At 60.4% G+C, this 24,959-nt stretch carries 25 protein-coding genes; 13 read left to right on the top strand and 12 right to left on the bottom strand.

From position 1 onward, the window contains the following. Positions 1–78: 78 nt before the first annotated feature. Positions 79–840, bottom strand: a complete 762-nt coding sequence (locus ACOYXG_RS16125) for a gamma-glutamyl-gamma-aminobutyrate hydrolase family protein (RefSeq protein ID WP_460352766.1) — start codon at positions 838–840, stop codon at positions 79–81. Between the two features lie 282 nt (positions 841–1,122). Here ACOYXG_RS16125 and ACOYXG_RS16120 point away from each other — a divergent pair, with 282 nt between their 5' ends. The 4 genes from ACOYXG_RS16120 (at position 1,123) to ACOYXG_RS16105 (ending at position 6,546) form a co-directional block, all read left to right on the top strand. After that, on the top strand, positions 1,123–2,499 hold the full coding sequence (locus tag ACOYXG_RS16120; protein WP_027611689.1) for a glutamine synthetase family protein: 1,377 nt from the start codon (positions 1,123–1,125) through the stop codon (positions 2,497–2,499). 182 nt (positions 2,500–2,681) lie between these two features. After that, complete coding sequence (locus ACOYXG_RS16115) at positions 2,682–4,172, top strand: aldehyde dehydrogenase (RefSeq protein WP_096796465.1); 1,491 nt, start codon at positions 2,682–2,684, stop codon at positions 4,170–4,172. 51 nt (positions 4,173–4,223) lie between these two features. Beyond that, positions 4,224–5,507: an NAD(P)/FAD-dependent oxidoreductase gene (locus ACOYXG_RS16110; RefSeq protein WP_115989464.1), complete on the top strand. Its 1,284-nt coding sequence runs from the start codon at positions 4,224–4,226 to the stop codon at positions 5,505–5,507. A 490-nt stretch (positions 5,508–5,997) separates the two neighbouring features. Next, positions 5,998–6,546 carry a cupin domain-containing protein gene (locus ACOYXG_RS16105; protein ID WP_003226097.1) on the top strand — a complete coding sequence of 183 codons (549 nt, stop codon included), beginning with the start codon at positions 5,998–6,000 and terminating at the stop codon, positions 6,544–6,546. A gap of 153 nt (positions 6,547–6,699) precedes the next feature. Here ACOYXG_RS16105 and ACOYXG_RS16100 read toward each other — a convergent pair whose 3' ends face one another. After that, positions 6,700–7,014, bottom strand: a complete 315-nt coding sequence (locus ACOYXG_RS16100) for a hypothetical protein (RefSeq protein ID WP_097088873.1) — start codon at positions 7,012–7,014, stop codon at positions 6,700–6,702. A 369-nt stretch (positions 7,015–7,383) separates the two neighbouring features. Between ACOYXG_RS16100 and ACOYXG_RS16095 the strand changes: the two genes are divergently transcribed. After that, the gene (locus ACOYXG_RS16095; protein WP_460352762.1) at positions 7,384–7,668 is read left to right on the top strand and encodes a hypothetical protein; all 285 of its coding nucleotides are present in this window, start codon (positions 7,384–7,386) and stop codon (positions 7,666–7,668) included. A 77-nt stretch (positions 7,669–7,745) separates the two neighbouring features. Here the strand turns inward: ACOYXG_RS16095 and ACOYXG_RS16090 are convergent, their stop codons facing one another. After that, positions 7,746–8,177, bottom strand: coding sequence for a hypothetical protein (locus tag ACOYXG_RS16090; protein ID WP_460352760.1), 432 nt, complete (start codon positions 8,175–8,177; stop codon positions 7,746–7,748). Positions 8,178–8,349: 172 nt separating this feature from the next. On the opposite strand from ACOYXG_RS16090, the gene ACOYXG_RS16085 reads away from it, so the two are divergent. The 3 genes from ACOYXG_RS16085 (at position 8,350) to ACOYXG_RS16075 (ending at position 10,282) form a co-directional block, all read left to right on the top strand. Next, complete coding sequence (locus ACOYXG_RS16085) at positions 8,350–8,739, top strand: hypothetical protein (RefSeq protein ID WP_460352758.1); 390 nt, start codon at positions 8,350–8,352, stop codon at positions 8,737–8,739. Positions 8,740–8,754: 15 nt separating this feature from the next. Beyond that, complete coding sequence (locus ACOYXG_RS16080; RefSeq protein WP_460352756.1) at positions 8,755–9,177, top strand: HD domain-containing protein; 423 nt, start codon at positions 8,755–8,757, stop codon at positions 9,175–9,177. 85 nt (positions 9,178–9,262) lie between these two features. After that, entirely contained in the window at positions 9,263–10,282 is a 1,020-nt protein-coding gene (locus ACOYXG_RS16075; RefSeq protein WP_460352754.1) for an AbrB family transcriptional regulator, read from the top strand. 130 nt (positions 10,283–10,412) lie between these two features. Here ACOYXG_RS16075 and ACOYXG_RS16070 read toward each other — a convergent pair whose 3' ends face one another. Further along, entirely contained in the window at positions 10,413–11,189 is a 777-nt protein-coding gene (locus ACOYXG_RS16070; protein WP_258675059.1) for an NAD(P)H-dependent oxidoreductase, read from the bottom strand. 84 nt (positions 11,190–11,273) lie between these two features. On the opposite strand from ACOYXG_RS16070, the gene ACOYXG_RS16065 reads away from it, so the two are divergent. From ACOYXG_RS16065 to ACOYXG_RS16055, 3 genes are all read left to right on the top strand, one after another. Beyond that, a complete protein-coding gene (locus ACOYXG_RS16065) occupies positions 11,274–12,167 on the top strand; it encodes a LysR family transcriptional regulator (protein ID WP_171061869.1) in 894 nt (297 codons plus the stop codon). A gap of 252 nt (positions 12,168–12,419) precedes the next feature. After that, on the top strand, positions 12,420–13,205 hold the full coding sequence (locus ACOYXG_RS16060; RefSeq protein ID WP_460352751.1) for a DeoR/GlpR family DNA-binding transcription regulator: 786 nt from the start codon (positions 12,420–12,422) through the stop codon (positions 13,203–13,205). 251 nt (positions 13,206–13,456) lie between these two features. Further along, entirely contained in the window at positions 13,457–14,374 is a 918-nt protein-coding gene (locus tag ACOYXG_RS16055; protein WP_460352749.1) for an IS110 family RNA-guided transposase, read from the top strand. Positions 14,375–14,549: 175 nt separating this feature from the next. Here the strand turns inward: ACOYXG_RS16055 and ACOYXG_RS16050 are convergent, their stop codons facing one another. The 8 genes from ACOYXG_RS16050 to ACOYXG_RS16015 form a co-directional block, all read right to left on the bottom strand. Continuing rightward, entirely contained in the window at positions 14,550–15,833 is a 1,284-nt protein-coding gene (locus ACOYXG_RS16050) for an NAD(P)/FAD-dependent oxidoreductase (RefSeq protein WP_460352747.1), read from the bottom strand. A gap of 147 nt (positions 15,834–15,980) precedes the next feature. Further along, a complete protein-coding gene (locus ACOYXG_RS16045; RefSeq protein ID WP_150368938.1) occupies positions 15,981–17,345 on the bottom strand; it encodes a glutamine synthetase family protein in 1,365 nt (454 codons plus the stop codon). A gap of 537 nt (positions 17,346–17,882) precedes the next feature. After that, positions 17,883–19,226, bottom strand: coding sequence for a chromate efflux transporter (chrA, locus tag ACOYXG_RS16040; protein ID WP_103367724.1), 1,344 nt, complete (start codon positions 19,224–19,226; stop codon positions 17,883–17,885). A 239-nt stretch (positions 19,227–19,465) separates the two neighbouring features. Next, positions 19,466–19,927, bottom strand: a complete 462-nt coding sequence (moaE, locus tag ACOYXG_RS16035) for a molybdopterin synthase catalytic subunit MoaE (RefSeq protein WP_098964456.1) — start codon at positions 19,925–19,927, stop codon at positions 19,466–19,468. Positions 19,928–19,929: 2 nt separating this feature from the next. Beyond that, entirely contained in the window at positions 19,930–20,181 is a 252-nt protein-coding gene (locus ACOYXG_RS16030; RefSeq protein ID WP_095136553.1) for a MoaD/ThiS family protein, read from the bottom strand. Further along, entirely contained in the window at positions 20,178–20,663 is a 486-nt protein-coding gene (gene moaC, locus ACOYXG_RS16025) for a cyclic pyranopterin monophosphate synthase MoaC (protein ID WP_027611706.1), read from the bottom strand. Before moaC ends, ACOYXG_RS16030 begins: the two co-directional genes overlap by 4 nt. After that, positions 20,660–21,493: a formate dehydrogenase accessory sulfurtransferase FdhD gene (gene fdhD / locus ACOYXG_RS16020; protein WP_103367726.1), complete on the bottom strand. Its 834-nt coding sequence runs from the start codon at positions 21,491–21,493 to the stop codon at positions 20,660–20,662. Before fdhD ends, moaC begins: the two co-directional genes overlap by 4 nt. Before the next feature lie 245 nt (positions 21,494–21,738). Next, entirely contained in the window at positions 21,739–22,638 is a 900-nt protein-coding gene (locus ACOYXG_RS16015; protein ID WP_027611708.1) for a LysR family transcriptional regulator, read from the bottom strand. 285 nt (positions 22,639–22,923) lie between these two features. On the opposite strand from ACOYXG_RS16015, the gene moaB reads away from it, so the two are divergent. Further along, positions 22,924–23,463 carry a molybdenum cofactor biosynthesis protein B gene (gene moaB / locus ACOYXG_RS16010; protein ID WP_027611709.1) on the top strand — a complete coding sequence of 180 codons (540 nt, stop codon included), beginning with the start codon at positions 22,924–22,926 and terminating at the stop codon, positions 23,461–23,463. Then, complete coding sequence (locus tag ACOYXG_RS16005) at positions 23,460–24,665, top strand: molybdopterin molybdotransferase MoeA (RefSeq protein WP_460352742.1); 1,206 nt, start codon at positions 23,460–23,462, stop codon at positions 24,663–24,665. The genes moaB and ACOYXG_RS16005 overlap by 4 nt, the downstream gene beginning before the upstream one ends. Positions 24,666–24,959: the final 294 nt, after the last annotated feature.

Raw genomic sequence — 24,959 nt, 5'->3', positions numbered from 1 at the left:
TTCACGGATGACGGATGCGCACACGCGCAACCGCCGACCCCGTGGGGGCAGTAAACAGTTTTGAAATGCTGGGTTGAGTCAGCGCTGGTTGCGTCGCGCTGCCCGTTGCCGGCAGGCCTCGCCGAATGCCTGGAAAATCTTCAGGTAGTTCGGGTTGTCCAGCACCTGCCATTCCGGGTGCCATTGCACGCCGAGGGCGAAGGTCGGGCTGTGCTCGACCGAGATCGCCTCGATCAGGCCATCCGGCGCCACCGCTTCGGCACGCAGGCCGGGTGCGAGGCGGTCGATGCCCTGACTGTGAATCGAGTTGACCTGGAACTCGCCCGGCAACTCCAGCGCTTCGAACACGCCGCCCGCCAACACGCTCACGGCATGCGCCGGTGCGTATTGCACGGCCACGTCCGGGCTGTCGGCTTCACGGTGATCGAGCATGCCCGGCAGCTCGTGCACCTTTTGGTGCAGGCTGCCACCGAAGGCCACGTTCATTTCCTGGAAGCCACGGCAAATGCCGAGCACCGGAACGCCCGCGGCAATGGCTGCACGCAATAAAGGAAGGGTAGTGGCGTCCCGCGCCGGATCGTGATCCGTACCGGGTTCGCTGGCCGGACCTTGATAGTGGAAGGGCTCCACGTTCGAGGGTGAGCCGGTCAGCAACAGACCGTCGAGTTGACCGAGCAGGTCTTCGATTTCAGTCAGTTTGCCAAGGGAAGGAATGACCACTGGAAGACCCTGAGCGCCAACGCTGACAGCACGTACGTACTTGTCGCCGCTGATGTGATAGGGGTGCAGGCCAATCTGTTTGACGCACGCAGTAACGCCGATCAATGGCTTGAATGCCATTTTTATTCACCTCGAAGTTTGACACTTGAACGAGCTTTTCCGGAGCTTAGCCTCGTTGATTTTAATTAACAACTGCCATGTAAAAAATTCTAAACGCCGTTCATCCAATCTTCATGATTCCAGGCCTTGCGGCGCCTGCATTGGCACGTGAGTGTTAAAAAAAGCCCGAAAAATAAACGCTGAGCGGCCAGGTGTTCGCTATTGACTTCACTTTGCCTTTCGGATTGACTGGCTCGGCGAAACAGCGGTGAACATAATAATTAACAGCTAAATAGGTGCATCATGTCGGTCCCTCTGCGTGCCGTTCAACTCAACGAAGCAAACGCATTCCTTAAGAAACATCCTGAGGTTTTGTACGTCGACCTTCTGATTGCAGACATGAACGGTGTGGTGCGCGGCAAGCGCATCGAGCGCACCAGTCTTCACAAGGTTTACGAGAAAGGCATCAACCTGCCGGCCTCGCTCTTCGCCCTCGACATCAATGGCTCCACGGTGGAAAGCACCGGTCTGGGCCTGGACATCGGCGACGCCGACCGCATCTGCTACCCGATCCCGGGCACCCTGAGCATCGAGCCGTGGCAGAAGCGCCCAACCGCACAGTTGCTGATGACCATGCACGAGATCGAGGGCGAGCCGTTCTTCGCCGATCCGCGTGAAGTACTGGCCAACGTCGTGCGCAAATTCGACGAGCTGGGCCTGACCATCTGCGCCGCGTTCGAACTGGAGTTCTACCTGATCGACCAGGACAACGTGAACGGCCGTCCGCAGTCGCCACGGTCGCCGGTCTCCGGCAAGCGCCCGGTGTCGACTCAGGTGTATCTGATCGACGATCTCGACGAATACGTCGACTGCCTCCAGGACATTCTGGAAGGCGCGAAAGAGCAGGGCATTCCGGCTGACGCCATCGTCAAGGAAAGTGCCCCGGCGCAGTTCGAAGTCAACCTGCATCACGTCTCCGACCCGATCAAGGCCTGCGACTACGCGGTGCTGCTCAAGCGTCTGGTGAAGAACATCGCCTATGACCACGAGATGGACACCACCTTCATGGCCAAGCCGTATCCGGGCCAGGCGGGCAACGGTCTGCACGTTCACATTTCGATCCTGGACAAAGAAGGCAACAACATCTTCGCCAGCGAGGATCCCGAGCAGAACGCCGCGCTGCGCCACGCGATCGGCGGTGTGCTGGAGACCCTGCCTGCGCAAATGGCGTTCCTGTGCCCGAACGTCAACTCGTACCGCCGCTTCGGCGCGCAGTTCTACGTGCCGAACTCGCCGAGCTGGGGCATCGACAACCGCACCGTTGCAGTACGTGTGCCGACCGGTTCGGCTGACGCCGTGCGCATCGAACATCGCGTGGCTGGCGCCGACGCCAACCCGTACTTGCTGATGGCTTCGGTACTGGCCGGTATTCACCACGGCCTGACCAACCAGATCGAACCGGGCGCGCCGGTTGAAGGCAACAGCTACGAGCAGAACGAACAGAGCCTGCCGAACAATCTGCGCGACGCATTGCGTGAGCTGGACGACAGCGAAGTCATGGCCAAGTACATCGACCCGATGTACATCGACGTGTTCGTCGCGTGCAAGGAAAGCGAGCTGGCCGAGTTCGAGAACTCGATTTCCGACCTTGAGTACAACTGGTATCTGCATACGGTGTGATTTGCAGACCAACACCGATCCAATGTGGGAGCGGGCTTGCTCGCGAAAGCGGAGTATCTCGCAATGAAGACGTTGGATGTAACGACGCCTTCGCGAGCAAGCCCGCTCCCACAGGGGATTCGGTTACCCAATTCGATTGACGGGTGTTTGCCCGTCATCCACCCCCTTGTCGAGCCACAACCATGACCACCACACGCAACGACTGGGAACAACGCTTCCAGTCCCTGACCATCGAATCCCGCGCGTTCATCAACGGTGAATATCGCCCGGCGATCAGCGGCGCCACCTTCGAATGCCTGAGCCCCGTCGACGGCCGTTTTCTCGCCTCCGTGGCCAGCACCGATGAAGCCGACGCCAACCTCGCCGTCGAAGTCGCGCGCCAATCGTTCAACTCCGGCGTGTGGGCCAACAAAGCCCCGGCCGAGCGCAAACGCATCCTAATCCGCTTCGCCGATCTGATCCTGCAACACCAGGAAGAACTGGCGCTGCTGGAAACCCTCGACATGGGTAAACCGATCAGCGACTCGATGAGCATCGACATCCCGGCGACCGCCAATGCGATCCGCTGGAGCGCCGAGGCCATCGACAAGATCTACGACGAAGTCGCCGCCACCCCGCACGATCAACTCGGTCTGGTGACCCGCGAGCCGTCCGGCGTAGTCGCCGCGATCGTGCCGTGGAACTTCCCGCTGATCATGGCCAGCTGGAAATTCGCCCCGGCTTTGGCGGCGGGTAACTCGTTCATTCTCAAGCCTTCGGAAAAGTCGCCACTGACCGCGATCCGCATCGCGCAGCTTGGACTGGATGCCGGCATCCCGAAAGGCGTGTTCAACGTGCTGCCGGGCTTCGGCCACACCGTCGGCAAGGCGCTGGCGCTGCACATGGACGTCGATGTGCTGGCCTTCACCGGCTCCACGGCGATTGCCAAACAGCTGATGATTTATGCCGGCCAGAGCAACATGAAACGCGTCTGGCTCGAAGCCGGTGGCAAGAGCCCGAACGTGGTGTTCGCCGACGCCCCGGACTTGCGCGCGGCCGCCCAGGCTGCGGCCGGTGCGATCGCCTTCAACCAGGGCGAAGTGTGCACCGCCGGTTCGCGTTTGCTGGTCGAGCGTTCGATCCGCGAGCAATTCATCCCGCTGCTGGTGGAAGCGCTGCAAGCGTGGAAACCGGGGCACGCACTGGATCCTGCGACCACCGTCGGCGCGGTGGTCGATCAGCGTCAACTGGACAACGTGCTGCGCTACATCAGCATCGGTCGCGAGCAGGGCGCCGAGCTGATTGCCGGCGGCCAGCGCACCCTCGAAGAAACCGGCGGCCTCTACGTGCAACCGGCGATCTTCGACGGCGTGACCAACGCCATGACCATCGCCCGCGAAGAAATCTTCGGCCCGGTGCTGTCGCTGATCACCTTCGACACCGTTGAAGAAGCGCTGCAGATCGCCAACGACAGCATCTTCGGCCTCGCCGCCGGTGTCTGGACCAGCAACCTGAGCAAGGCGCACACTTTCGCCCGTGGCCTGCGTGCCGGCAGCGTCTGGGTCAACCAGTACGACGGCGGCGACATGACCGCGCCGTTCGGTGGTTTCAAACAGTCGGGCAACGGTCGCGACAAATCGCTGCACGCGTTCGACAAGTACACCGAGCTGAAAGCGACCTGGATCAAGCTCTGATTTTCTACAGCGGTGGTCGCCCTTGATGGGCGACCCTCGGAGAACAAAAAAATGAAGCAACAACACGTCAACAGCTACTACGCCGCCACGCGCAACGAAGTCATCGACTTCCCGACCCTTGAAGAGTCGGTCGAGTGCGATGTCTGCATCATTGGCGCCGGCTACACCGGCCTGTCCTCGGCGCTGTTTCTGAGCGAGGCCGGCTACAAAGTCACGGTGCTGGAAGCGGCGAAAGTCGGCTACGGCGCCAGCGGTCGCAACGGCGGGCAACTGGTGAACTCCTACAGTCGTGACGTCGATGTGATCGAAGAGCGCTACGGCGACAAGACCGCGGAAATCCTCGGCAGCATGATCTTCGAAGGCGCCGACATCATCCGTTCGCGGATCAAGGAATACGACATCCAATGCGACTACCGTCCGGGCGGCATTTTCGCAGCGATGAACAAGAAACAGCTCAACGGCCTGGCCGAGCAGAAGCGCAGCTGGGAACGTTACGGCAACAAGAACCTGAAGATGCTCGATGCCGCTGACATCCGTCGCGAAATCGGCTCCGACGCCTACGTTGGCGGCCTGCTGGACCTGCAGGGCGGCCACGTTCATCCGCTGAACCTGGCCCTCGGTGAAGCCGCAGCCATCGTGCGTCTGGGCGGCAAGATCTACGAGCAATCGGCTGCCGTGGAAATCAAATACGGCGAGCCGAACGTCGTGCGCACCGCCAAAGGCCAGGTGCGTGCCAAGTACCTGCTGATCGCCGGCAACGCCTACCTGCCACAAGGTCTGGACAATCGCGTGACCGCGAAAAGCATGCCCTGCGGCTCGCAGATCGTCGTCACCGAGCCACTGACCGAGAAGCAGGCGCGCAGCCTGATCACCAACAACTACTGCGTCGAAGACTGCAACTATCTGCTGGATTACTACCGCCTGACGGCCGATAACCGTCTGCTGTACGGCGGCGGTGTGGTCTACGGCGCGCGGGAACCGGACGACATCGAACAACTGATCCGGCCGAAGATCCTCAAGACCTTCCCTCAGCTCAAGGACGTGAAAATCGACTACCGCTGGACCGGCAACTTCCTGCTGACCATGTCACGCATGCCGCAATTCGGCCGCATCGAGAAAAACGCCTACTACATGCAAGGCTACAGCGGCCACGGCGTCACTTGCTCGCATCTGGCCGGCAAACTGATCTCGGAAATGATCCGTGGCGACGCCGAACGCTTCGACGCCTTCGCCTCGCTGCCGCACATGCCAATGATCGGCGGCCGCACCTTCTCCGCCCCGTTGACCGCCCTCGGCGCCGTCTACTACTCGCTGCGCGACCGTTTCGGCATCTAGTTACCTCCCCGGCGGCGGCCCCCAGGACCCCGCCGGTTTTTTACCTGAAACACCAAGGTGACCACTGTAGGAGTGAGCCTGCTCGCGATGGCGCCAGTACAGGCACCATCACTCCCACAGAAACACTGCAAACCCTGTGGGAGTCTGGCTTGCCAGCGATGACTCCCTGACAACCGCCACAAAGCCAACTGACACAAAAGTGATCCAACTGTGGGAGCGAGCCTGCTCGCGAAGAGGCCATATCAACCAACATCGTTGTCGACTGACACACCGCTTTCGCGAGCAGGCTCGCTCCCACAGTGACTGTATTAACAAGGCAAGAGGGACTTTTGCCCCACCGTCCATCGAACCTGCTGAGCAACACCGGCAAACGTGATTTAATAGCCGCCTTTCACGGTTCCGGGACACGGGAGCAACGTGATCCGCGCGCCTTGCGCGGCACCCGCCACCCACCCCCATTACCCTTAAGTACTACTCACATAAGGCTGTCATGGATACGGGTTCTCGACTCAAACTAGTACGCGAAAGCTACAAACTCTCCCAGCGCGAGCTGGCCCGGCGTAGCGGCGTGACCAATGCCACCATCTCCCTGATCGAACAGAATCGCGTCAGTCCTTCCGTCAGCTCGCTGAAAAAGCTGCTCGAAGGCATCCCGATGTCCCTGGCCGACTTCTTCACTTTCGACCAGCCCCCGCGCGAACACCAATACGTGTTCCGCGCCAACGAACAACCCGACCTCGGCCGCCACGGCCTGCGCCTGCTGCTGATTGGCGCCTCGGTGCCGAGCCGTCAGATGCGCTTGCTTCGTGAGCAGTACGCTCCGGGCGCGAGCTCCGGGGAAGAGCCGATCGTGCATGCGGAAGGCGAGGAGTGTGGGCTGGTGACGCGTGGAACGGTTGAGTTGACCGTGGATGGGCAGGTGAGTGTGTTGAATGCCGGGGATGGGTATTACTTTCCTACGACGCTGCCGCATAAATTTCGGAATATTGGGGCGGATGAGGCGGAGATTATCAGTGCGAATACGCCGGCGAATTTTTGATTTGTTTCACTTTGAAATTCAATTTAATTAATTGTGCTTGAGCATGTTTGCTGAAAGTGTACCGCTGAACTCGAAAGAGACAGCGGTACTTCTTTAAGGCGTGTAGAGCAGTTTTTTATAGATCAGTAAGTTCGAAGTTATTGCTTTTCGTGCTTAGGGTTTTCTCCAGGTAGTATCTTTATTATCCGATGATGGAGGGGGGTATTCTGGCAACTTTATTTTTATAGGGGGGAGTGTCTTGGGATCAGGTGAAGTCCGGTATTTTTCGCGATTGATTTCAAATTCCTGCGCAGTGATGAACTTTTGACTATTTTCATCGTAATACCAACCCTCTTTTATTTCCTCCGTGCATGAAACGCTCTCACCTTCAAAATGCATCGCCTCTGCCCCTCTCATGAGTCCAACTTTTATTATGCAATGGGCAGAAAACTCGTTGGACTTATTGTAGTAGGCATATAACGCACTCATGGATAATCTCCTGAACGATAAATATTGATCTTGCCGAAAACATAGGTTATCGCAGTAGCCGTTTTTTCTAACCTGTCATTACTGACAGGTTTTTAAATGAAAAACTAATAATCTGCCTTTTAATCAGTTATAACGCTTCACGTTTACTGACTCGACGGTACCGCTAGCAAAACGGACCATCCGGTTTTGGGGCCGCTTCGCAGCCCAGCGGGAGCAAGCTCCCTCGCCACATGAAGTGTTTTCCTACGAAGTTTTCAGATATCGAAACTGCGCGAAATGACTGGGCGACAACCATTCGTCCGACACACCGCACCTTCGCCACACACCTTCTTCCAATGCTGTAACTCCCCACGCAGAGGAAGAGCCACCATGCTGAACCATAAAATCGCGGTGTTTACCCTCGCGGCGTTGCTGTCCGGCAGCTCGCTGTATGCGATCGCGGCCGGCGATATGCCCACCCCAACGGCAAACGACGGCAACAGCCAGACTCGCGACCCGGCGTCCCCTGCCACCCATGCCGATCCGGATGCCAATTCGCTACCTGAAGGTGGGGATGGTGGCAAGACCGACAATGGGCCGGTGCCTTCTGCCTCCAAGCCCAGCTCCGCGGGTCAACCGTCCGATAGCAGCAGTGGGGGTAACGGCGGTGGTTAACGGATATTGCGCATTAAAAAGCCCGGTCTTTTGAGCCGGGCTTTTCTTTGCCTGTCGCAAACACAGATATCAAACGCTTACTTCGCCTTCCAATGCCCACCACCATTCTCACAATCAATTCGCGCCTGGGCCAAATGATCCACGTCATAGTAATACGTGGTCACTTGGGCGTTGTCGGGGATATTCAGCGCCTTGGCATTTTTGTCTTTGCTGGTGGAGTGAGGGTTGGCCAGGGATTCCTGAGTGATCGTGGCGATACACGTGGCCTGAAAGTGGTCGGCACAGTGCTCGACCTTGGTTTTCTTACTGTTGAGCATGTCTTTGCTTTCATTGCTGCACGACCAGTCGATGGAGCTGACGGGCATGCCTTCGTATTCGTAGCAGCTGTGCGTTTCCACCGCTGGCACCGAAGCGCTGGAGGATTGGGTCTGAACGTCGCAGCCTTCGGCCATGACGCAGGTGGGGATGACGGCGAACGTGGCGATTAGAAGCAGGAAGCGAATGTTCATCGGGGTTTCCTCTTCAGGGGCGCCGGGTCTGATCGAAGCTTTTGGCGCTTTCGCTTTATAGTTTCGAGATGGCGTGGAGGAGGGAGGTTCCATCGGGTTTTTGATTTGCTCCTGTGGCGTACACTGCGAAACAATCGGAAACATTAAGCGCCCAAGGATTGGAACATTGCCCATGATCGAAATCGGCAGCCGCAATAACGCGCTCCCCTCGCAGCATCCCTTTCACGACATCTATCTGTTTCACATTGACCCTGCAAAGCCAGACTCGCCTTTCTGTTTCGAGCAGTCGATGTCTGGCGGGCACATGGAACACGGCGGTGCGCGGTGGTTGGCGCTGGATGAGCTGTACGCCTGGCCGGGCGAGTGGCGTGAACACCTGAGAAAAGCTGATTGTGCGTGGGTTGTCGAGTTGATCGATGCCCATCCAAATGCCGATCAGTCCACCGTGGTCTCGCTGATCCTTCAACGTCATTCCGGGCCTGCGAAGCCAACCGGACGGCTTGCAGCGATCCGCAACTGGCTCAAACGCAACATCCACATTGGCGGCCGCTATGGCGTTTAAACCACGGAGACTTCCATGACCCAGACCCTCGAACGCGCTATCTCCATCGCCGCCACCGCCCATGCCGGGCAGGTCGACAAGGGCGGTGCGCCGTACATTCTGCATCCGCTGAAAGTCATGTTGCGCATGACCACGCTGGAAGAACGCATCGTCGCCGTGCTGCACGATGTGGTTGAGGATTGCGGCGTCAGCCTCGATGACTTGCGCAAGGAAGGTTTCAGCGAAGAGGTGCTGACGGCGATTGAATCAGTGACCAAAGTGCCGGGCGAGTCTTACGAGGATTTCGTCGAGCGTGCGGCGCAGAACCCGATCGGTCGGGTGGTCAAGCTGGCGGATCTGGAAGAGAACAGCGACCTGTCGCGGATTGCCTCGCCAAGTTGGGAAGATCTGGAACGGGTCGAGAAGTATCGGCGGGCGATCGGGCGGTTGCGCACGTAAAAACGAACACCCCCTGTAGGAGCCTTCGGCAGCTCCTACATGGGATTGATGTCGGGTCAGTTGAATAGCCAGGAAGGCGAAGAATATGAAATCGATTCTGTGTTTGTTGATCGCTGCTGCTGTCGGCGCTGCGTTGCAGGTCAGCGGTGTTCCTCATGGCCTGTTGCTGGGGGCGATTCTTGTCACCGCATTGGTCGCCACCAAGTTCGGGTTTGCCCCCGCCACCCCTTATGGTCTGGGCTACATCCAGGTCACGCTGGGCATCGCCACCGGGCTGATGTTCGAAGCGTGGGACAGTGCGACGGCTTCGGCGATGTTGCCAAGCCTCGGCGTTCTGCTTCTATGCCTGACGGTACAGATCGCCCTCGCCGGATGGTGGCTGACCCGCGGCGCTGGCTGGAACCGTACCGATGCGCTGTTGGCGGTGTACCCCGGTGCATTGGCGGCGGTGTTCGATTTGCTGGAGTCGGAAAAGGCTTCGAGCAAAGTCATCATCGTGCACCTGATGCGCTTGCTGTTGATCACGGTGCTGGTGAGCTTTTTGATTCCCGGGCAGGCATCGGTGGCGGTGGTTGAAAGCGCTCCGTTGAGCACGGGTATGGCGTTGACCGTGCTGGCGCTGATCGGCTTGAGCATCGTCATCGGGCGACTGCTTTTGGTGATCGGCGTGCCTGCGCCATTCATGTTGACGGCGATTCTGCTCACTGCCGTGTTTGTGAAATCGGGATGGCTGCACGGCTTTCACATGCCGGACTGGAGCCTGAACCTGGCGGCGCTGATTCTCGGCGTGCGGATCGGCTCGCGCTTTCAGGGACTCGGCCTTGCGGAGCTGGGGCGGCACGGGCGGACGGCGTTGGTGTCGGTGGGGATGATGATCGTGGTGGCGGCGGCATTTGCCGAAGTGGCGGCGCGCTGGCTGGGCAGTGATCCGCTGTCGCTGTGGCTGGCGTACATGCCGGGGGCGATCGAGACGATTGCGATTGTCGCGTTTGCCGGTGGCTTGAATGTAGTGTTCATCCTCACGCACCACTTGGCGCGGATGGTGCTGCTGCACTTTGCACCGGCGTTGCTGGTGCAGGTGCGGCGGGTGCGGGAACAAAGCTGATCCGGCCTGGACGTCGGGCCGGTGCGCCTACAGCACATTAGAAGCAAAAGATCGCAGCCTTCGGCAGCTCCTACACAGGAATCACGTTTTCCCTGTAGGAGCTGCCGAAGGCTGCGATCTTTTCCGGGCATCAACGCAAATGCGCGGCGAAGCCTTCTTCACCCGGAGCAATATCATCCTTGAGCGTCAACGCCGGGATCTCGTAATCCCCGGCATTCTGCTGCCGATACGCTATCGGCCGCGTGCTCCACAATTCATCCAGACGCGTGCCCAGCGCCTCGCAGGTCTCGGCAAACCGCGCTTGATCCATGCGGCTGGCGCGGTACACCAGGAAGGGCGGCACCACGTCGAAACCGGGGTAGAACAGCACGCCGTGCTGGATCGGAAACAGCAAATCATCAATCGGCCCGTTGATCCCGCGCGGGCTGTAGTGAGAATCCCAGCCTCCGGTGGTGACCAGCAGCATCGCGCGTTTGCCTTTCATCTTGCCTTCGCCGTAGCGCTCGCCCCAGCGCGCATCGGAGTGTTCGCCGACACCGTAGGCAAACCCGTAGGCATACACGCGCTCGACCCAGCCTTTGAGGATCGCCGGCATGGTGAACCACCACAGCGGGAATTGCAGGATCAGCGCGTCGGCCCACAACAGCTTTTCCTGCTCGCGGGCGATATCGGCGGACTGCCGGCCCTGTTGGTAAGCCAGTTTCGAATCGATCGAGGCGTGGAATGGCCGGCTTTCATCGCGACCGGGGGCGTCATCGGCGTCGATCGTGGTCTTCCAGTTCATCGCATACAGGTCGGAGACCTGCACGGTGTGACCGGCGGCTTGCAGACGCTGGACGGTGAAGTCCCTGAGCGAGCCGTTGAGCGAAGTGGGTTCGGGGTGGGCGTAGACCAGTAGCACATTCATGTGGCAACTCCTTGGTTGAATGCAGGCAGGATCAATCCTTGATCGGTATATTGGAAATGAATGTCTGATATGTCAGGTATAGCCATGAATAATTTACGACGTCTGGACATCAACTTGCTGTTGACCCTAGACGTGTTGTTGGCAGAACACAACGTAACCCGCGCCGCAGAGCGCTTGAGCCTGTCGCAGCCGTCGGTGAGCGTGCACCTGGCCAAGCTGCGCGAGATCTTCGGCGACCCGCTGTTGCTGCCCGGGCCACGGGGCATGCGCCCGACGGCGCGGGCCGATGAACTGCGCGAGCCGTTGCGCGAGGCGCTGGAAGCACTGGAACGCGCGGTGGCGCCGGCCAGTGCCTTCGATCCGGCGCAGGCCCGCCACATCTGGAAAGTTGCGGCGACGGATTACGGCGAATCGACGGTGGTGCTGCCAGCGCTCAGCGGTTTGCGCACTCAGGCGCCGGGCACGCGGCTGGCGGTGCTCGATCTGGTGCCGGCACAGTTGGCCAGGCAGGCGGAGCAGGGCGTGTTTGACCTGGCGCTGCACATCACCGAAGAGGCGCCGCTGGATCTGCATCAACGGGTGCTGTTCACCGAGCATTACGTGTTGGCCGGTCGCGTCGGGCATCCGGGGTTGAAGCGTAAGCCGACTCGCGAACAGTTCTGTGCGCTGGAACACGTGATGGTGTCGCGCGAGGGCGGGGGCTTTTTCGGGGTGACCGACAAGGCGCTGGCCGAGGTCGGCCTGGCGCGCAAAGTGGTGCTGTCGGTGCCGCATTTTCTGATGGTGATGTCGGTGCTGGCGAGTACCGATCTGGTGGCGATGCTGCCGTCACGCTTGGTTCGCGACAACCCGGCGTTGCAGGTAGTCGATGCGCCGTTGCCGGTGCCGGGCTACGAAATGGCGATGTTCTGGGGCGAGCGCGCGCATCGCGATCCGGCACACAAATGGTTGCGTGAGCATCTGGCGGCGTCGGTGTGACGGATCAGGCGTGGCCCAGGGCAATCGCAAAAGACACCACGATCATGCACGCAAACGCAAAATTGAGATTCATCAGCTGTTCATCCTGAGCCTTTTTAAAGTGAGGCCATTCTGAACAGGCTGAATGCAAAGAAAAAATTCGGCATGTTGATTCCAATGATCGAAACAATTGATACCCGCCGGTTTGTGTTTGCCCAAAGCTTTCGCTAGTCTCGGCAAAACCTGCAACTACAAGCATAAACAGGCAAAACCATGCACGATCATTCGGTCACCGAACTCCCGTCCCTGCGCCGGCAGAAAATCCTCCTGATCCTCGAACGCGACGGCAAGGTCATGGCCTCCGAGTTGAGCCAGCACTTCGCTGTGTCCGAAGACACCATTCGCCGCGACCTCTCCGAACTGGACAACGCCGGCCTGGTGCAGCGCGTGCATGGCGGGGCGCTGCCAAGGCCCAAGGACAGCGGCAAGGATTACTTCACCCGGCTGGATGAGACTGATGAGGTGAAGGTGCGTCTGGCGCAGTTGGCGGCGCAAAAGGTCGAGGATGGGCAGATTGTGCTGTTCGATTCCGGCTCGACCGCGTTGCAGGTGGCGCGCTCGTTGCGCGCGGATATCCAGATCACTGCGGTGACCGCCGCGCCGATGACAGCGATTGCCTTGTCCGAATACAAGGGGGTGAAAGTGATTCTGGCCGGGGGACAACTGAACCCGCGCACGATGTCGGCCAGTGGGCATGAAGCGGTGCGCATGCTGGCCGGGATCAAGGCGGATCTGGTGTTTACCGGGGTCTGTGCGATTCACCCGGAGGTGGGCATCACCTCGCTGCATTTCGATGAAGTGCCGGTGAAACAGGCGCTGCTCGACAGCGCGACGCGGGTGATTGCGGTGACCACCGCGGACAAGCTGGGGGCGGTGGAGCCGTTTGTGGTGGCCGCGTGTACGCGCCTGCATACGCTGATTACCGAGCGGCATGTGGCGTCGGGGAGTGTCGAGGATTATCGGCGGTTGGGGATTGTGGTGGAGCAGTTGCCGGACTGAGATTTGTAGTGAGGCTGCTGGCCTCTTCGCGAGCAAGCCCGCTTGTGTCTGAGTAAGGGGATAAACTCTGGGGTGAGAGGGGTGGATGGCAAGCTGTGAGTCCGCGGTGCTTGAAGCACGAGTGGGAGCAAAGCTGCCATCCACCTTTCTACTCTGGCCCCTAAGCCCGAACAGTTGGACGAGCGCCACTCGAATCACAAGCGTGGGCAAAGCCAGAGCACTCTCACTTCTGAGTGTAAGAGGGTTTTGCCATGATTTCCTGGGTCGGCATCGATATCTCCAAATCCAATCTGGTCGTCTGGGTTCAACCACAGAAAGACGGCTTTGAAGTTCCCAATACCGTTGAAGGCTTTGATGTGCTGGTCGCGCGTTTAGGTCAGTACACGGTTGGCCGCGTGTTGCTGGAAGCCACAGGCGGCTATGAACGCAAGGTCATGGCGGCATTGCAGCAGGCAAGTTTCAGCGTGTTGAGGATCAATCCTCGCCGGGCCAGAGCCTTTGCCGTAGCAATGGGCAAGAACGCCAAAACCGATCCCATCGACGCGGCGGTTCTCGCCGATTTTGCCGAAGCGCTGCATGCGTCTCGCGAAAAGCCCATCTCGCCTGAGCGTGAAGCCCTGCGCGAGTTGATTCAATTACGCGAGCACTTCGTCCAGCAGCGCGACGACAACAAGCGTCGACTCCAGCAGGCCCAGTTGCCTGCGGTTGTAGAGGCGATCAAGGACCATATTCGCTACCTGCAAACCCAGATCAAGCAGCTCGGCAAAGCCATCGATCAAAGCATGCGTGAGCTGGATGCGGAAAAAGCCGATCGGCTTATCTCTGTCAAAGGCATCGGCACTGTGGCGACCGCCAGCTTGCTGGTTTATCTACCCGAACTCGGCGAGCTGGATCGCAGGGAGATCGCCGCACTGGCGGGAATCGCCCCCTACAACGACGACAGTGGAAATCACAGCGGGAAACGTCAGATTTACGGAGGGAGAGCGCGCGTCAGACGTGCGCTTTACATGTCGTGCTGGGTCGTTATCCGTTGCCAGGCCGACTTCAAGGCCCGTTATGAATCCTTAAGAGAACGGGGCAAGAGCGCGAAAGTCGCGCTCATCGCCTGTATGCGAATACTGCTGATCAGACTGAATGCCATGCTGCGAGACGGCACAGAGTGGCGGTGACGAACGGTGGTAGTAAGACAGTTGCTCCCACATTTGGAATGCATTTCAATGGTGGAGCAGTTGCCGGAGTGAGATTTGTGTGAGGCTGATGGCATCATCGCGAGCAGGCTCACTCCTACAGTTGGAACGCGTTTCCCTTGTAGGAGTGAGCCTGCTCGCGATGGGGCCGGTGCGGTCAACGCAACTTTTCAAGCATCTGGTAATACCACATCCCCGCCGCCAGCAACGGATTGCCCAGCCAATCCCCCATCGGTACCCGGATGTGTTGGCACTGCGCAAAGGTCTCGAACTGTTCCATCTGCCCGGTGATCGCGCGGCTCATGATTTCGCCCATGATGTGGGTGGTAGCGATGCCGTGTCCGGAATAACCCTGGCAATACCAGACGTTTTCCGAGAGCTTGCCCAGTTGCGGGATGCGGTTGATCACGATGCCCATCGCGCAGCTCCACTGGTAGTCGATCTGCACCCCTTTGAGCGCGGGGAAGGTCTGCTCGATGCACGGGCGCAGCTCGGCGGCGATGTCCCGTGAATCCTTGCCGCTGTAGTTCGCGCCGCCGCCGAACAGCAGGCGCCCGTCGGCCGTGAGGCGGTAGTAGTCGAGGACGAAACGGCAGTCGTACACCGCGAGGTCTTCGGGATTGATCTGCCGCGCCAGATCACCCAGCGGCGCGGTGGTGACGATGCCGCCCATGGCCGGGAAAATCTTGCCCTTGAGCTGGCCCGGTTCGAGCTTGTGATAGACGTCGCCGGCGAGCATCACTTGATTGGCATCGATCTGGCCGTGGGCGGTGCGCACGCCTGGCGTCTTGCCGTGAATGATTTCCAGCACCTCACTGTTCTCGAAGATCAAGGCACCTAGACTTTCCGCCGCCCGCGCTTCGCCGATACACAGGTTGAGCGGGTGCAGATGCATGTTGCGGGTGTTCTTGATTGCGCCGTGGTAGAGGTCGCTTTGCAGCAGGTCGCGCACCTGACTGCGGTCTAGCAGGCTGACCTCATCACCCAGGCCGCGACGCACGGCTTCGTCGTAATCCTGGCGCAAACCGTCCATGTGGCTTGGCTTGTAGGCGGCGTGCAGATGGCCGTGCTTGAGGTCGCACTGGATGCCGTATTTCGCCACACGCTGCCGGATGATTTCATGCCCGCGCCAGCGCAGGTGCCAGATGAAATCGTCGACTTCATCACCGAGTTTCGGGCGCATCTGTTTGCGCATCGCACCGTCGCCGGAGAGGCTGCCGGTGACTTGTCCGCCATTGCGTCCCGTGGCGCCCCAGCCGATCTTGTGGCTTTCGACGATGGCGACTTTCAGGCCTTTTTCGGCGAGTTCGACGGCGGTGGCGACGCCAGTGAAACCGCCGCCGATGATCACCACATCGACCTGATGCCGGCCCTGCAGGGTCGGGTAGTCGGTGTCCTGGTTGAGGGTGGCGGTGTAGTAGGAATTGCAGCGTTGGGTCATGTCGGTGTCCACACAAATTCTTCGGTTGTACGCGGTCCCCTGTAGGAGTGAGCCTGCTCGCGATGAGGCCATGTCAGACACATTATTGCTGAATGACACACCGCTATCGCGAGCAGGCTCACTCCTACAGGGGTTAGTGGTGAGGCTTCAGGCTTCGGTCAGATACCAACGCCAATCCTGTTCACCCACCTCGGCCATGAACTGCCGGTACTCGGCACGCTTCACCGCCAGATACACCCCGAGAAATTCCTGGCCCAGGGCATCCCGTGCCCACGCAGAATTCTCCAGCGCCTGCAGCGAAGTCAGCCAGTCGGTCGGCAGCAGTTCCTTGGCTTGCGCGTAGCCGTTGCCCTCGACCGGCGCACCCGGATCAAGACTTTCGCGAATCCCGCGATGGATCCCGGCGAGGATCGCTGCCGCCGCCAGATACGGGTTGGCGTCGGCGCCGCAGATGCGGTGTTCGATGTGCCGGGTGTTGGCCGGGCCGCCCGGTACGCGCAGGCTGACGGTGCGGTTGTCGACGCCCCAGGTCGGCGCCAAAGGCGCATAGCTGTTGGCCTGGAAGCGGCGGTAGGAGTTGGCGTTGGGGCAGAACAGCAGCAACGTATCGAGCAGCGAGGCGAGCATGCCGCCAATCGCGGTGCGCAGCAGCGGGGTACCGGCCGGGTCTTCGGAAGCAAACAGATTGCGCCCTTCGGCATCGGCGAGGCTGACGTGCATGTGCATGCCGGTACCGGCCAGATCATCGAACGGCTTGGCCATGAACGTCGCCTGCATGCTGTGCTTGTGCGCCACCGCTTTGACCAGACGTTTGTAGCGCACCGCCTGATCCATCGCGAGCAACGCGTCGCCGTGTTCGAGGGTGATTTCCACCTGGCCCGGGGCGTATTCCGAGATCGCCGTGCGCGCCGGAATGCCGTGCAGTTTGCAGGCGCCGTAGAGGTCGGCGAGGAACGGTTCGATCTGCTCCAGTTCACGCAAACCGTAGACCTGGGTGTGTCGCGGTCGGCCACCGTCGGCGTCCAGCGCCGGTTGCGGACGGCCGTTGTGATCGCGTTTGGCGTCGAGCAGATAGAACTCCAGCTCGCACGCCATCACCGGGTGAAAACCCTCGGCCTTGAGGCCGTCGATCACCTTGATCAGTAGATGACGCGGGTCGGCGATGCTCGCCGGCATTCCCTCGCTCGGGTGCATGCTGACCTGCACCGCTGCGGTCGGAATCTGCCGCCACGGCAGGCGCACCAGACTGCCTTCGAGCGGGTAGGCGCGGCAGTCGATGTCGCCGACGTCCCACACCAGCCCCGAGTTTTCCACGTCCTCGCCCTGCACGGTCAGGCCAAGGATGGTGCTGGGCAGCGGGCGTCCGCTTTCGTATACAGCGAGCAGTTCCTCGCGGTGCAACAGCTTGCCGCGCGGCACGCCGTTGGCGTCGAGGATGAACAGCTCGATCATGTCGATATCGGGGTTCTGTTCAAGGAACAGGCGTGCGTCTTCGATGGCTGCGAATTTCATGGTCAATCACTCACGATGGCGCCGCACAGGCGCGCAGATTCGGGCCGGACACGACGCGGTAAATAGGCGTGGGTGTCCTGGCAGGGATATCAAAAAGAAAAAAGTATTTCGCTAATGCCCGGCAGTCAGAAGTGACACTGAACCTGTGGTGAGGGGATTTATCCCCGACGGCGCGCGTAGCGGGCCAAAAAGATAGGGACTGCTGCGCAGTCCATCGGGGATGAATCCCCTCACCACAATGGATCTTTTCTGACTGATGGAAATCAGCAGGCGATATCCGGCGGGCGTGCGGAGTGACGCAGCTTGGAACGGCGCAGGGCCATGGGGAGATTGACGATGCGATTCATGCGCGGCCCCTGTGACAGAGGGCGCACACAGCGGAGACGTTCAACCTTTCTGGTTGTTGTGGTGACGTGCTCATAACGCGTGTTTCCGTTGGCGGAAAACGTCGGTGGCGGGGCAGGCCCGCCGACCGGTGTGCCCGGATAGTAAGGGGGAATTCGCGGGCGTGTAAACGGGAGATTCGCAGGCCAGGATTCAGCGCATCAGATGAAAGCCCAGCCCGGCAAGGGCGCAAACGATCAACACTTCGATCACCCCGCGTTTGAAAATGAACAGTGCCAACGCTGCCAGCAGCGCCAGCCCGATCGAAAACAGATCCGCGTGCCCGGCAAAACCGTTGGGCCAGAACACGTGATAAGCGAAGAAACACGCCAAGTTGAGAATCACCCCGACCACCGCTGCGGTGATCGCAGTCAACGGTGCGGTGAACTTCAATTCGTTGTGCGTTGATTCCACCAGCGGCCCGCCGGCGAGGATGAACAGGAACGAGGGCAGGAAGGTGAACCAGGTCACCAGCGTCGCCGCCAATGCACCGGCGGCGAACGCATGTTCTGCGCCGAACGCCGGTTGCACGTAGCCGCCGATGAAACCGACAAACGCCACCACCATGATCAACGGCCCGGGCGTGGTTTCGCCGAGGGCGAGGCCGTCGATCATTTGCGTCGGCGTCAGCCAGCCATAGTGCCCGACCGCGCCTTGATAGACATAGGGCAACACCGCGTAAGCGCCACCAAACGTCAGCAACGCGGCCTTGGTGAAGAACCAGCCCATTTGCGTGAAGGTGCCATCCCAGCCGAACAGCGCGGTCAGCAGGCCCATCGGTAAACACCACAGCGCTGCGCCAACCAGCAGCAGACGCCACAGTTTCGGCAGGCTGAATCGCGCATGCTCAGGTGTCGGTGTGTCGTCATCGATCAGCGCCGGGCCGAAGGATTTGGCACTGCTGCGCTGCCCGCCATTGTTGAAGCGCTGTGGCGCCAAGCGTCCACCAAAATAGCCGAGCAATGCCGCGCCGAGGACGATCAGCGGGAACGGCATATTCAAGGCAAAAATCGCCACGAATGACGCCCCGGCGATCGCCCACAACCAACTGTTTTTCAGCGCCCGCGAACCGATACGGTGCGCGGCGTGCAAGACGATCGCGGTCACCGCCGGTTTGATTCCATAGAAAATTCCGGCCACCACCGGTACATCGCCGAACGCGATGTACAGCCACGACAGCGCAATCAGGATGAACAGCGACGGCAGCACGAACAGCGCCCCGGCGATCACCCCGCCCCAGGTGCGATGCAACAGCCAGCCAATGTAGGTTGCCAGTTGCTGGGCCTCGGGGCCGGGCAGCAACATGCAGTAGTTGAGTGCATGCAGAAAGCGCCGCTCGGAGATCCAGCGCCGGCGCTCGACCAGTTCCTGATGCATGATCGCGATCTGCCCGGCCGGGCCGCCGAAACCGATGCAGCCGAGCTTGAGCCAGAAGCGCCAGGCCTGGCGCAAGGTGACGGGAGCGGGGCGGGGCAGGTTGTTGGGCGCTGTGCTCAAACGAAACTCCGGAGTTTAATCCTGGCGGAGTGGCTATCTAATCAGACTTTCAACCCTCACCCCAGCCCTCTCCCAGAGGGAGAGGGGGCCGACCGAGGTGTCTGGCGTCATCCATCGACCTGAAAGATCGAGTCGATTATGGATTCAGAGCCAATCTTTCAATTCGGTGAATTTCTTCAATATTCCCCAATCAGTCCCTCTCCCTCGGGGAGAGGGCTAGGGTGAGGGGCTTTTGCTCTTCAGGCATGCGCCAGACTCCAGCGCAGTGCCGCATTCTGATCACTCTCCCGCGCCTCGACCCAGTGCGAACCCTGCGCCGTGCTCTCACGCTTCCAGAATGGTGCACGAGTCTTGAGCACGTCCATGATAAACGCGCAGGCTTCGAACGCCATGTGCCGGTGCTTGCTGCTGACGCCAACAAACACGATCGGCTCGCTGACCGCCAGTGCGCCGACCCGATGCACAATCTCCACACCCAGCAGCGGCCAGCGCTCGCGCGCTTCGTCGGCGATCCGTTCGAGGGCTTTTTCGGTCATGCCCGGATAGTGTTCGAGGAACAGCTCGTTCACGCTCTGGCCAATGTTCAGATCGCGCACATAGCCGATGAAATTCACCACCGCGCCGACCCGTGGATTGCGCGCATGCAGGTCGGCGGTCAACTGGCCGACGTCGAAGCTTTTGTACTGAACTCGAACCGTCATGCTCAGCCCCCGGTGACCGGTGGGAAAAACGCGATCTCGTCGAAGTCTTCGATCGCCGCGCTCGGTTGGCACAGCTCTTGGTTCAACGCACACATCAGGTTGCCGGCGCCAAGCACTTCGCGCCATTCTTCACCACGGGCCATGAGCATCTGCCGCACGTCCTCGATACAGGTCAGATCGTCGCTCAGGGGGATTTTTTCCCCGCCCAGATTCAGGCGATCACGGTAGCTGGCGAAGTAGTTGATCAGGATCATTGCGCGTCCTCCCATTGAAAGTGTCCGGAGCGGCCGCCCTGTTTGCTCAGCAGGCGGATGTCGCCGATGACCATGGCCCGGTCCACGGCTTTGCACATGTCGTAAATGGTCAGCGCCGCGACGCTGGCGGCGGTCAGGGCTTCAAGTTCGACGCCGGTCTGGCCGGTGAGGCGGCAGGTGCTGGTGATTTGCACGCGGTCCGGTTCGCAGGCCTTGAGTTCAACGTGAATCGAGCTGAGCAGCAGCGCATGGCACAGCGGGATCAGTTCGTGGGTGCGTTTGGCCGCCTGGATTCCGGCGATGCGCGCCACGGCGAAAACGTCGCCCTTGGGGTGACCGTTGGCCTGGATCATCTGCAGCGTTTCCGGGCGCATCTGCACCCAGGCCTGCGCCGTGGCTTCGCGGCGAGTCGCGGCTTTGTCGCTGACGTCGACCATGTTGGCGCGGCCCTGATCATCAAGGTGGGTGAGGGTGTTGCTCATGGCAAAAGCTCCTGGATCGGGCTGTAGATTCGGGGGGCGTTGCGGTGCGGTACGTGGATCAGATTGAGCCGATGCTTGAGCGCCCAACGCACCGTCAACGCGGTGGGGGCGGACAGGCTGACAAGGGTGCCAAGTCGGGCGCGCACGGCTTTGTGGATCAGCTCCAGGCTGCAACGGCTGGTGACCACCACGAAGCCCTGGCGCGCATCGACGTCAGCGATTTGCATCGCGCCGATCAGCTTGTCGAGGGCGTTGTGCCGGCCAATGTCTTCGCGGCACAACAGCGCCTCACCGCTGGCATCGAAGTACAGCGCCGCGTGCAGGGCGCCGCTGCTGCGGGCCAGTTGCTGAGCCTGTTCGATGCGTTGGCGGATACCGTCAAAATGCGCGGCCGGCGGCAGCGCGCAGGGTTGCAGAATCTGCAGTTGCGGCAACGCCTGCTCCAGCGCCTCGACGCCACAGATGCCGCAGCCGCTGGTGCCGGCCATCTGCCGACGATGATCTTTCAGCGCCCAGAACGCGCGACTGGATATCTGCACCTCGGCCTGACAGGCCTGATCGAAATGGCTCAGGCGGATGTCGTAGATCTCGTCGACGCTGTCGATGATCGCGTTGCTCAGGCTGAAGCCCCGGATGAAATCTTCAAGGTTGCCGGGCGAGACCATCATCACCGCCTGGCTCAGGCCATTGAAGGTGATCGCCAGGGCGATCTCCGCGGCCAGGGCGACGTGCGAGAGCGGGGCGTGCGGCAGGTATTCGCGAAACGCCACCTGTGACGGTTGCGGTGCGGGGGCGTTGGGTTCGGTGTTGGATTCGACGTGGCAGAGCATCTTGAAAAGTCCCGAAGCGCTGAAGTGGGTTCAGGCTACGGGGGTGGTGAAAGTGCGTCCAATCGCTTGTTCTGATCTGGTGATTGGGTGGGTCGATCACCGCTGTTATATCCGAAATGTGTATTCGCTGGGCGGTCCTCTTCGCGAGCAAGCCCGCTCCCACAATTGAAATGCATTCAACCTGTGGGAGCGGGCTTGCTCGCGAAGACGGTCTGACAGCCAGCATCAATGTCTGGAGAGATTACTCAAGCAACCGGCAACTCAACCCCGAACAACTTGCGCGCCTCGGCAAAACACTTCTCGGCTATCGCCGAACGCGGCTCGGTCTTGCGCATTACCAGCCCCAGCGGCGCCAGCACGCTGGCATCCGGCAGTTGCATGAACGACAGGTGTTCGATTGGCTCTTCCAGCCCGCTGTCCAGTGGCATGATCGAGCAGCAGAAACCCTGGTGAATCGCCTGCAGCAACTGGTAGGTCGAATCACTTTCCATGATCGGCTGCGGATTGAGTCCGCGACTGCGGAAGCTCAGGTCGATGGATTTGCGGTAATGCATGCCGGTGGTGATCATCCCCAGCGGCAGTTCGGCGGCGTCTTCCCAGCTCATTTCCGAGCCTTCGAAATGGTAGTGACGGTTGTCGTAAAGCAGACCGACGCGGGTTTCGCCGATCTCGAAAAAATCGAAATAGTTCGGGTTGACGTGGTCGAGGTAGCACACGCCCAGATCCAATTGGTTGTTGCCCAAACCGGCGATGATCTCGTCGGAACTCCCCGACGACAGGCTGAATTTCAGCTCCGGATAGGTCCCGGACAAACTCTGAATGTAATTGACCGGGTTGAAATTGCTCAGCGGCACCAGACCCAGGCGCAAGCTACCGACCAGTTGCCCGCGGCACGCCGCCGCTTCGGCGAACAGGCCGTCATGCGCGGCCAGCAGTGTGCGCGCCCAGGCCAGCACCCGTTCGCCGGCCTGGGTGAAACCCTCGAAGCGCTGACCGCGATTGACCAGCACCAGATCCAGCTCATCTTCCAGATTGCGCAGACGCATCGACAGGGTCGGCTGGGTGATGTGGCAGCGGGCGGCGGCCTGGCCGAAGTGTCGGGTTTCGTCCAGTGCGATCAGGAACTTGAGTTGTTTGATGTCCACGCAGGCACCTGCTCGTTGAGAAATTGAATGGAGTATTGACGCAGATGCGCGCAGCGCACGAAAAACGCGAGGTGTGACGATCTCACCTGCCTGTATCTGCGTCCAATCGGAAGAATTGAAAAGCCTATCGATCAGCTCTATCGCCCATGGTTTCAAAGGCGTCGGCCGAGGTCAACGGCGCCGATAGAGCAGCTCGATAATGTGGTTGGCCAGAGTGATTAGACAGTACTCATAAGTGGCACTTAGGCTGCTTGGCAATCTGATTGACTACTGCCGGAGATTCCCATGAGTGCGAAAGCGGATGCCCTGTTTGTTCCCCTGAACATTGCCGTACTGACCGTCAGCGATACTCGCGATTACGCGAGCGACACGTCCGGCCAATTGCTGGTCAGCCGCTTGCTGGAGGCCGGTCATACCTTGAGCGAGCGCAACCTGCTCAAGGATGACCTGTACAAGATTCGCGCCCAGGTCGCGCACTGGATTGCCGACGACAGCATCCAGGTGGTGCTGATCACCGGCGGCACCGGCTTCACCGGGCGCGACAGCACGCCGGAAGCAGTGGCCTGTCTGCTCGACAAGCAGATCGACGGGTTTGGCGAGTTGTTCCGCGCCATTTCGATTCTCGACATCGGCACCTCGACCGTGCAAAGCCGCGCGCTGGCCGGGCTGTCCAACGGCACGCTGGTGTGCTGCCTGCCGGGTTCGACCGGTGCCTGCCGCACCGCGTGGGAAGGCATCCTTGCCGAGCAACTGGATAACCGCCATCGCCCGTGCAACTTTGTGCCGCACCTCAAATCAGTCGCTGCTTGTGGGCCGCGCGGATGAGCAAGGCAGGGTTGATGCCGGTCGAGGACGCCCTCGATCAGTTGCTCGGCATGGCCAATGAGCAACGTCTGGCCGACAGCGAAACTCTGCCGCTGGACGAGGCGCGTGGGCGGGTGCTGGCCAGTGATCTGGTGGCGACACTCGACCTGCCGCCATGGCCGAACAGTGCCATGGACGGTTATGCGTTGAACCTGACCGATCTGCATCGTCAGCCGCTGAAGGTGTCGCAGAAGGTCTACGCCGGTCTGGCACCGGACGCGCTATTGCCCGGCACCTGCGCGCGGATCTTTACCGGCGCACCGTTGCCGCCCGGCGCTACCTGCGTCGAGATGCAGGAGAACGTCGAAGTGCTGGAGGACGGCCGCGTGCGTTTTTTGCAGCCGCTGAAAGCGGGGCAGAACATTCGCGCACAGGGTCAGGAAAACCGCGTCGGCGACATCCTGCTGCGTGCCGGCAAACGCCTCGGGCCGTTCGAACTGGCGGTCGCCGCCGGACAGGGGCTGGCACAGTTGCACGTGGTGCGTCGCCCGCGTGTGGCGCTGCTGTCGACCGGTGACGAACTGGTCGAACCGGGCCTGCCGCTGCGTCCCGGCAGCATCTACAACAGCAATCGTGTGCTGCTCGGCCACTGGCTGAAGGAACTGGGCTGCGAGGTGATCGACGCCGGGATCCTCCCGGATCGCCCGGCGCAGACGCGGCTCAAGCTTGAGCAACTGCAAGTGGCGGCTGACCTGATCCTGACCACCGGCGGGGTGTCTGCCGGCGATGCCGATTGCCTCGGGCAGGTGCTGCGTGAGGACGGCAAACCGCTGCTGTGGAAGCTGGCGATCAAGCCTGGCAAACCGCTGACCGTGGGCCATTTCGGCACGGTGCCGGTGATTGGCCTGCCGGGCAATCCGACCTCGGCGCTGGTGACCTTCGGCCTGCTTGCGCGACCGTATCTGCTGCGCATTCAGGGCGTGGAAGAGGTCATGCCGTTGAGCTTTACGGTGAATGCCGGGTTCGCCTGGAACAAGGCTGGCAGTCGTCGAGAGTACTTGCGGGTTCGGCTGGAGGCGGGGCGCGCGGTGTTGTATCCGAACCAGAGTTCCGGCGTTTTGCTCGGAGCGACCTGGGCCGATGGGCTGGTGGAGGTGCCGGAAAACAGCACTCTCGACATTGGCGATCCGCTGCGTTTCATTCCCTTCAGCGAACTCTTCTGACCCCGACACAAATCAGAACTGTGGGAGGATTGTCATGACGAATCCTCGGAGCTAGGGTTTAAGAGCTTGTTGGGGTCTACCGTTGCGCTGGCTTGTCTCTATCGTCGGTTTACCGATGAATTCCTTATTGGCGCTTTGGGTAGAAGGGGCGGGACGAGAAGTCTCCCACGGTCTGTACTGGTCAGAGTCAGAATCGAGTCTGTAGTCCCGCCCACCCCTTCAAGTCTAAACATACAAGCGAGCCTGCTCGCGAAGGCGGCGTGTCATACAACATCAATGTTGACTGACAGGCAC

The sequence above is a fragment of the Pseudomonas sp. G3-39 genome (assembly GCF_054790485.1).
Note: the sequence above shows the minus strand (reverse complement) of the source record. Positions and strands in the feature narration are given on the sequence as shown.

Bases quoted from the DNA above. Each gene is read 5' to 3' on its own strand.
- ACOYXG_RS16030 (WP_095136553.1), bottom strand. From the start codon at position 20,181: ATGATCCTGATCAACTACTTCGCCAGCTACCGTGATCGCCTGAATCTG.
- moaB (WP_027611709.1), top strand. From the start codon at position 22,924: ATGAGTGCGAAAGCGGATGCCCTGTTTGTTCCCCTGAACATTGCCGTA.
- ACOYXG_RS16075 (WP_460352754.1), top strand. From the start codon at position 9,263: ATGAAATCGATTCTGTGTTTGTTGATCGCTGCTGCTGTCGGCGCTGCG.
- ACOYXG_RS16045 (WP_150368938.1), bottom strand. From the start codon at position 17,345: ATGAAATTCGCAGCCATCGAAGACGCACGCCTGTTCCTTGAACAGAAC.
- ACOYXG_RS16095 (WP_460352762.1), top strand. From the start codon at position 7,384: ATGCTGAACCATAAAATCGCGGTGTTTACCCTCGCGGCGTTGCTGTCC.
- moaE (WP_098964456.1), bottom strand. From the start codon at position 19,927: ATGACGGTTCGAGTTCAGTACAAAAGCTTCGACGTCGGCCAGTTGACC.
- ACOYXG_RS16080 (WP_460352756.1), top strand. From the start codon at position 8,755: ATGACCCAGACCCTCGAACGCGCTATCTCCATCGCCGCCACCGCCCAT.
- ACOYXG_RS16060 (WP_460352751.1), top strand. From the start codon at position 12,420: ATGCACGATCATTCGGTCACCGAACTCCCGTCCCTGCGCCGGCAGAAA.
- fdhD (WP_103367726.1), bottom strand. From the start codon at position 21,493: ATGCTCTGCCACGTCGAATCCAACACCGAACCCAACGCCCCCGCACCG.
- ACOYXG_RS16120 (WP_027611689.1), top strand. From the start codon at position 1,123: ATGTCGGTCCCTCTGCGTGCCGTTCAACTCAACGAAGCAAACGCATTC.
- ACOYXG_RS16125 (WP_460352766.1), bottom strand. From the start codon at position 840: ATGGCATTCAAGCCATTGATCGGCGTTACTGCGTGCGTCAAACAGATT.
- ACOYXG_RS16055 (WP_460352749.1), top strand. From the start codon at position 13,457: ATGATTTCCTGGGTCGGCATCGATATCTCCAAATCCAATCTGGTCGTC.
- ACOYXG_RS16005 (WP_460352742.1), top strand. From the start codon at position 23,460: ATGAGCAAGGCAGGGTTGATGCCGGTCGAGGACGCCCTCGATCAGTTG.
- ACOYXG_RS16050 (WP_460352747.1), bottom strand. From the start codon at position 15,833: ATGACCCAACGCTGCAATTCCTACTACACCGCCACCCTCAACCAGGAC.
- ACOYXG_RS16110 (WP_115989464.1), top strand. From the start codon at position 4,224: ATGAAGCAACAACACGTCAACAGCTACTACGCCGCCACGCGCAACGAA.
- ACOYXG_RS16085 (WP_460352758.1), top strand. From the start codon at position 8,350: ATGATCGAAATCGGCAGCCGCAATAACGCGCTCCCCTCGCAGCATCCC.
- ACOYXG_RS16105 (WP_003226097.1), top strand. From the start codon at position 5,998: ATGGATACGGGTTCTCGACTCAAACTAGTACGCGAAAGCTACAAACTC.
- ACOYXG_RS16090 (WP_460352760.1), bottom strand. From the start codon at position 8,177: ATGAACATTCGCTTCCTGCTTCTAATCGCCACGTTCGCCGTCATCCCC.
- moaC (WP_027611706.1), bottom strand. From the start codon at position 20,663: ATGAGCAACACCCTCACCCACCTTGATGATCAGGGCCGCGCCAACATG.
- ACOYXG_RS16100 (WP_097088873.1), bottom strand. From the start codon at position 7,014: ATGAGTGCGTTATATGCCTACTACAATAAGTCCAACGAGTTTTCTGCC.
- ACOYXG_RS16065 (WP_171061869.1), top strand. From the start codon at position 11,274: ATGAATAATTTACGACGTCTGGACATCAACTTGCTGTTGACCCTAGAC.
- ACOYXG_RS16115 (WP_096796465.1), top strand. From the start codon at position 2,682: ATGACCACCACACGCAACGACTGGGAACAACGCTTCCAGTCCCTGACC.
- ACOYXG_RS16070 (WP_258675059.1), bottom strand. From the start codon at position 11,189: ATGAATGTGCTACTGGTCTACGCCCACCCCGAACCCACTTCGCTCAAC.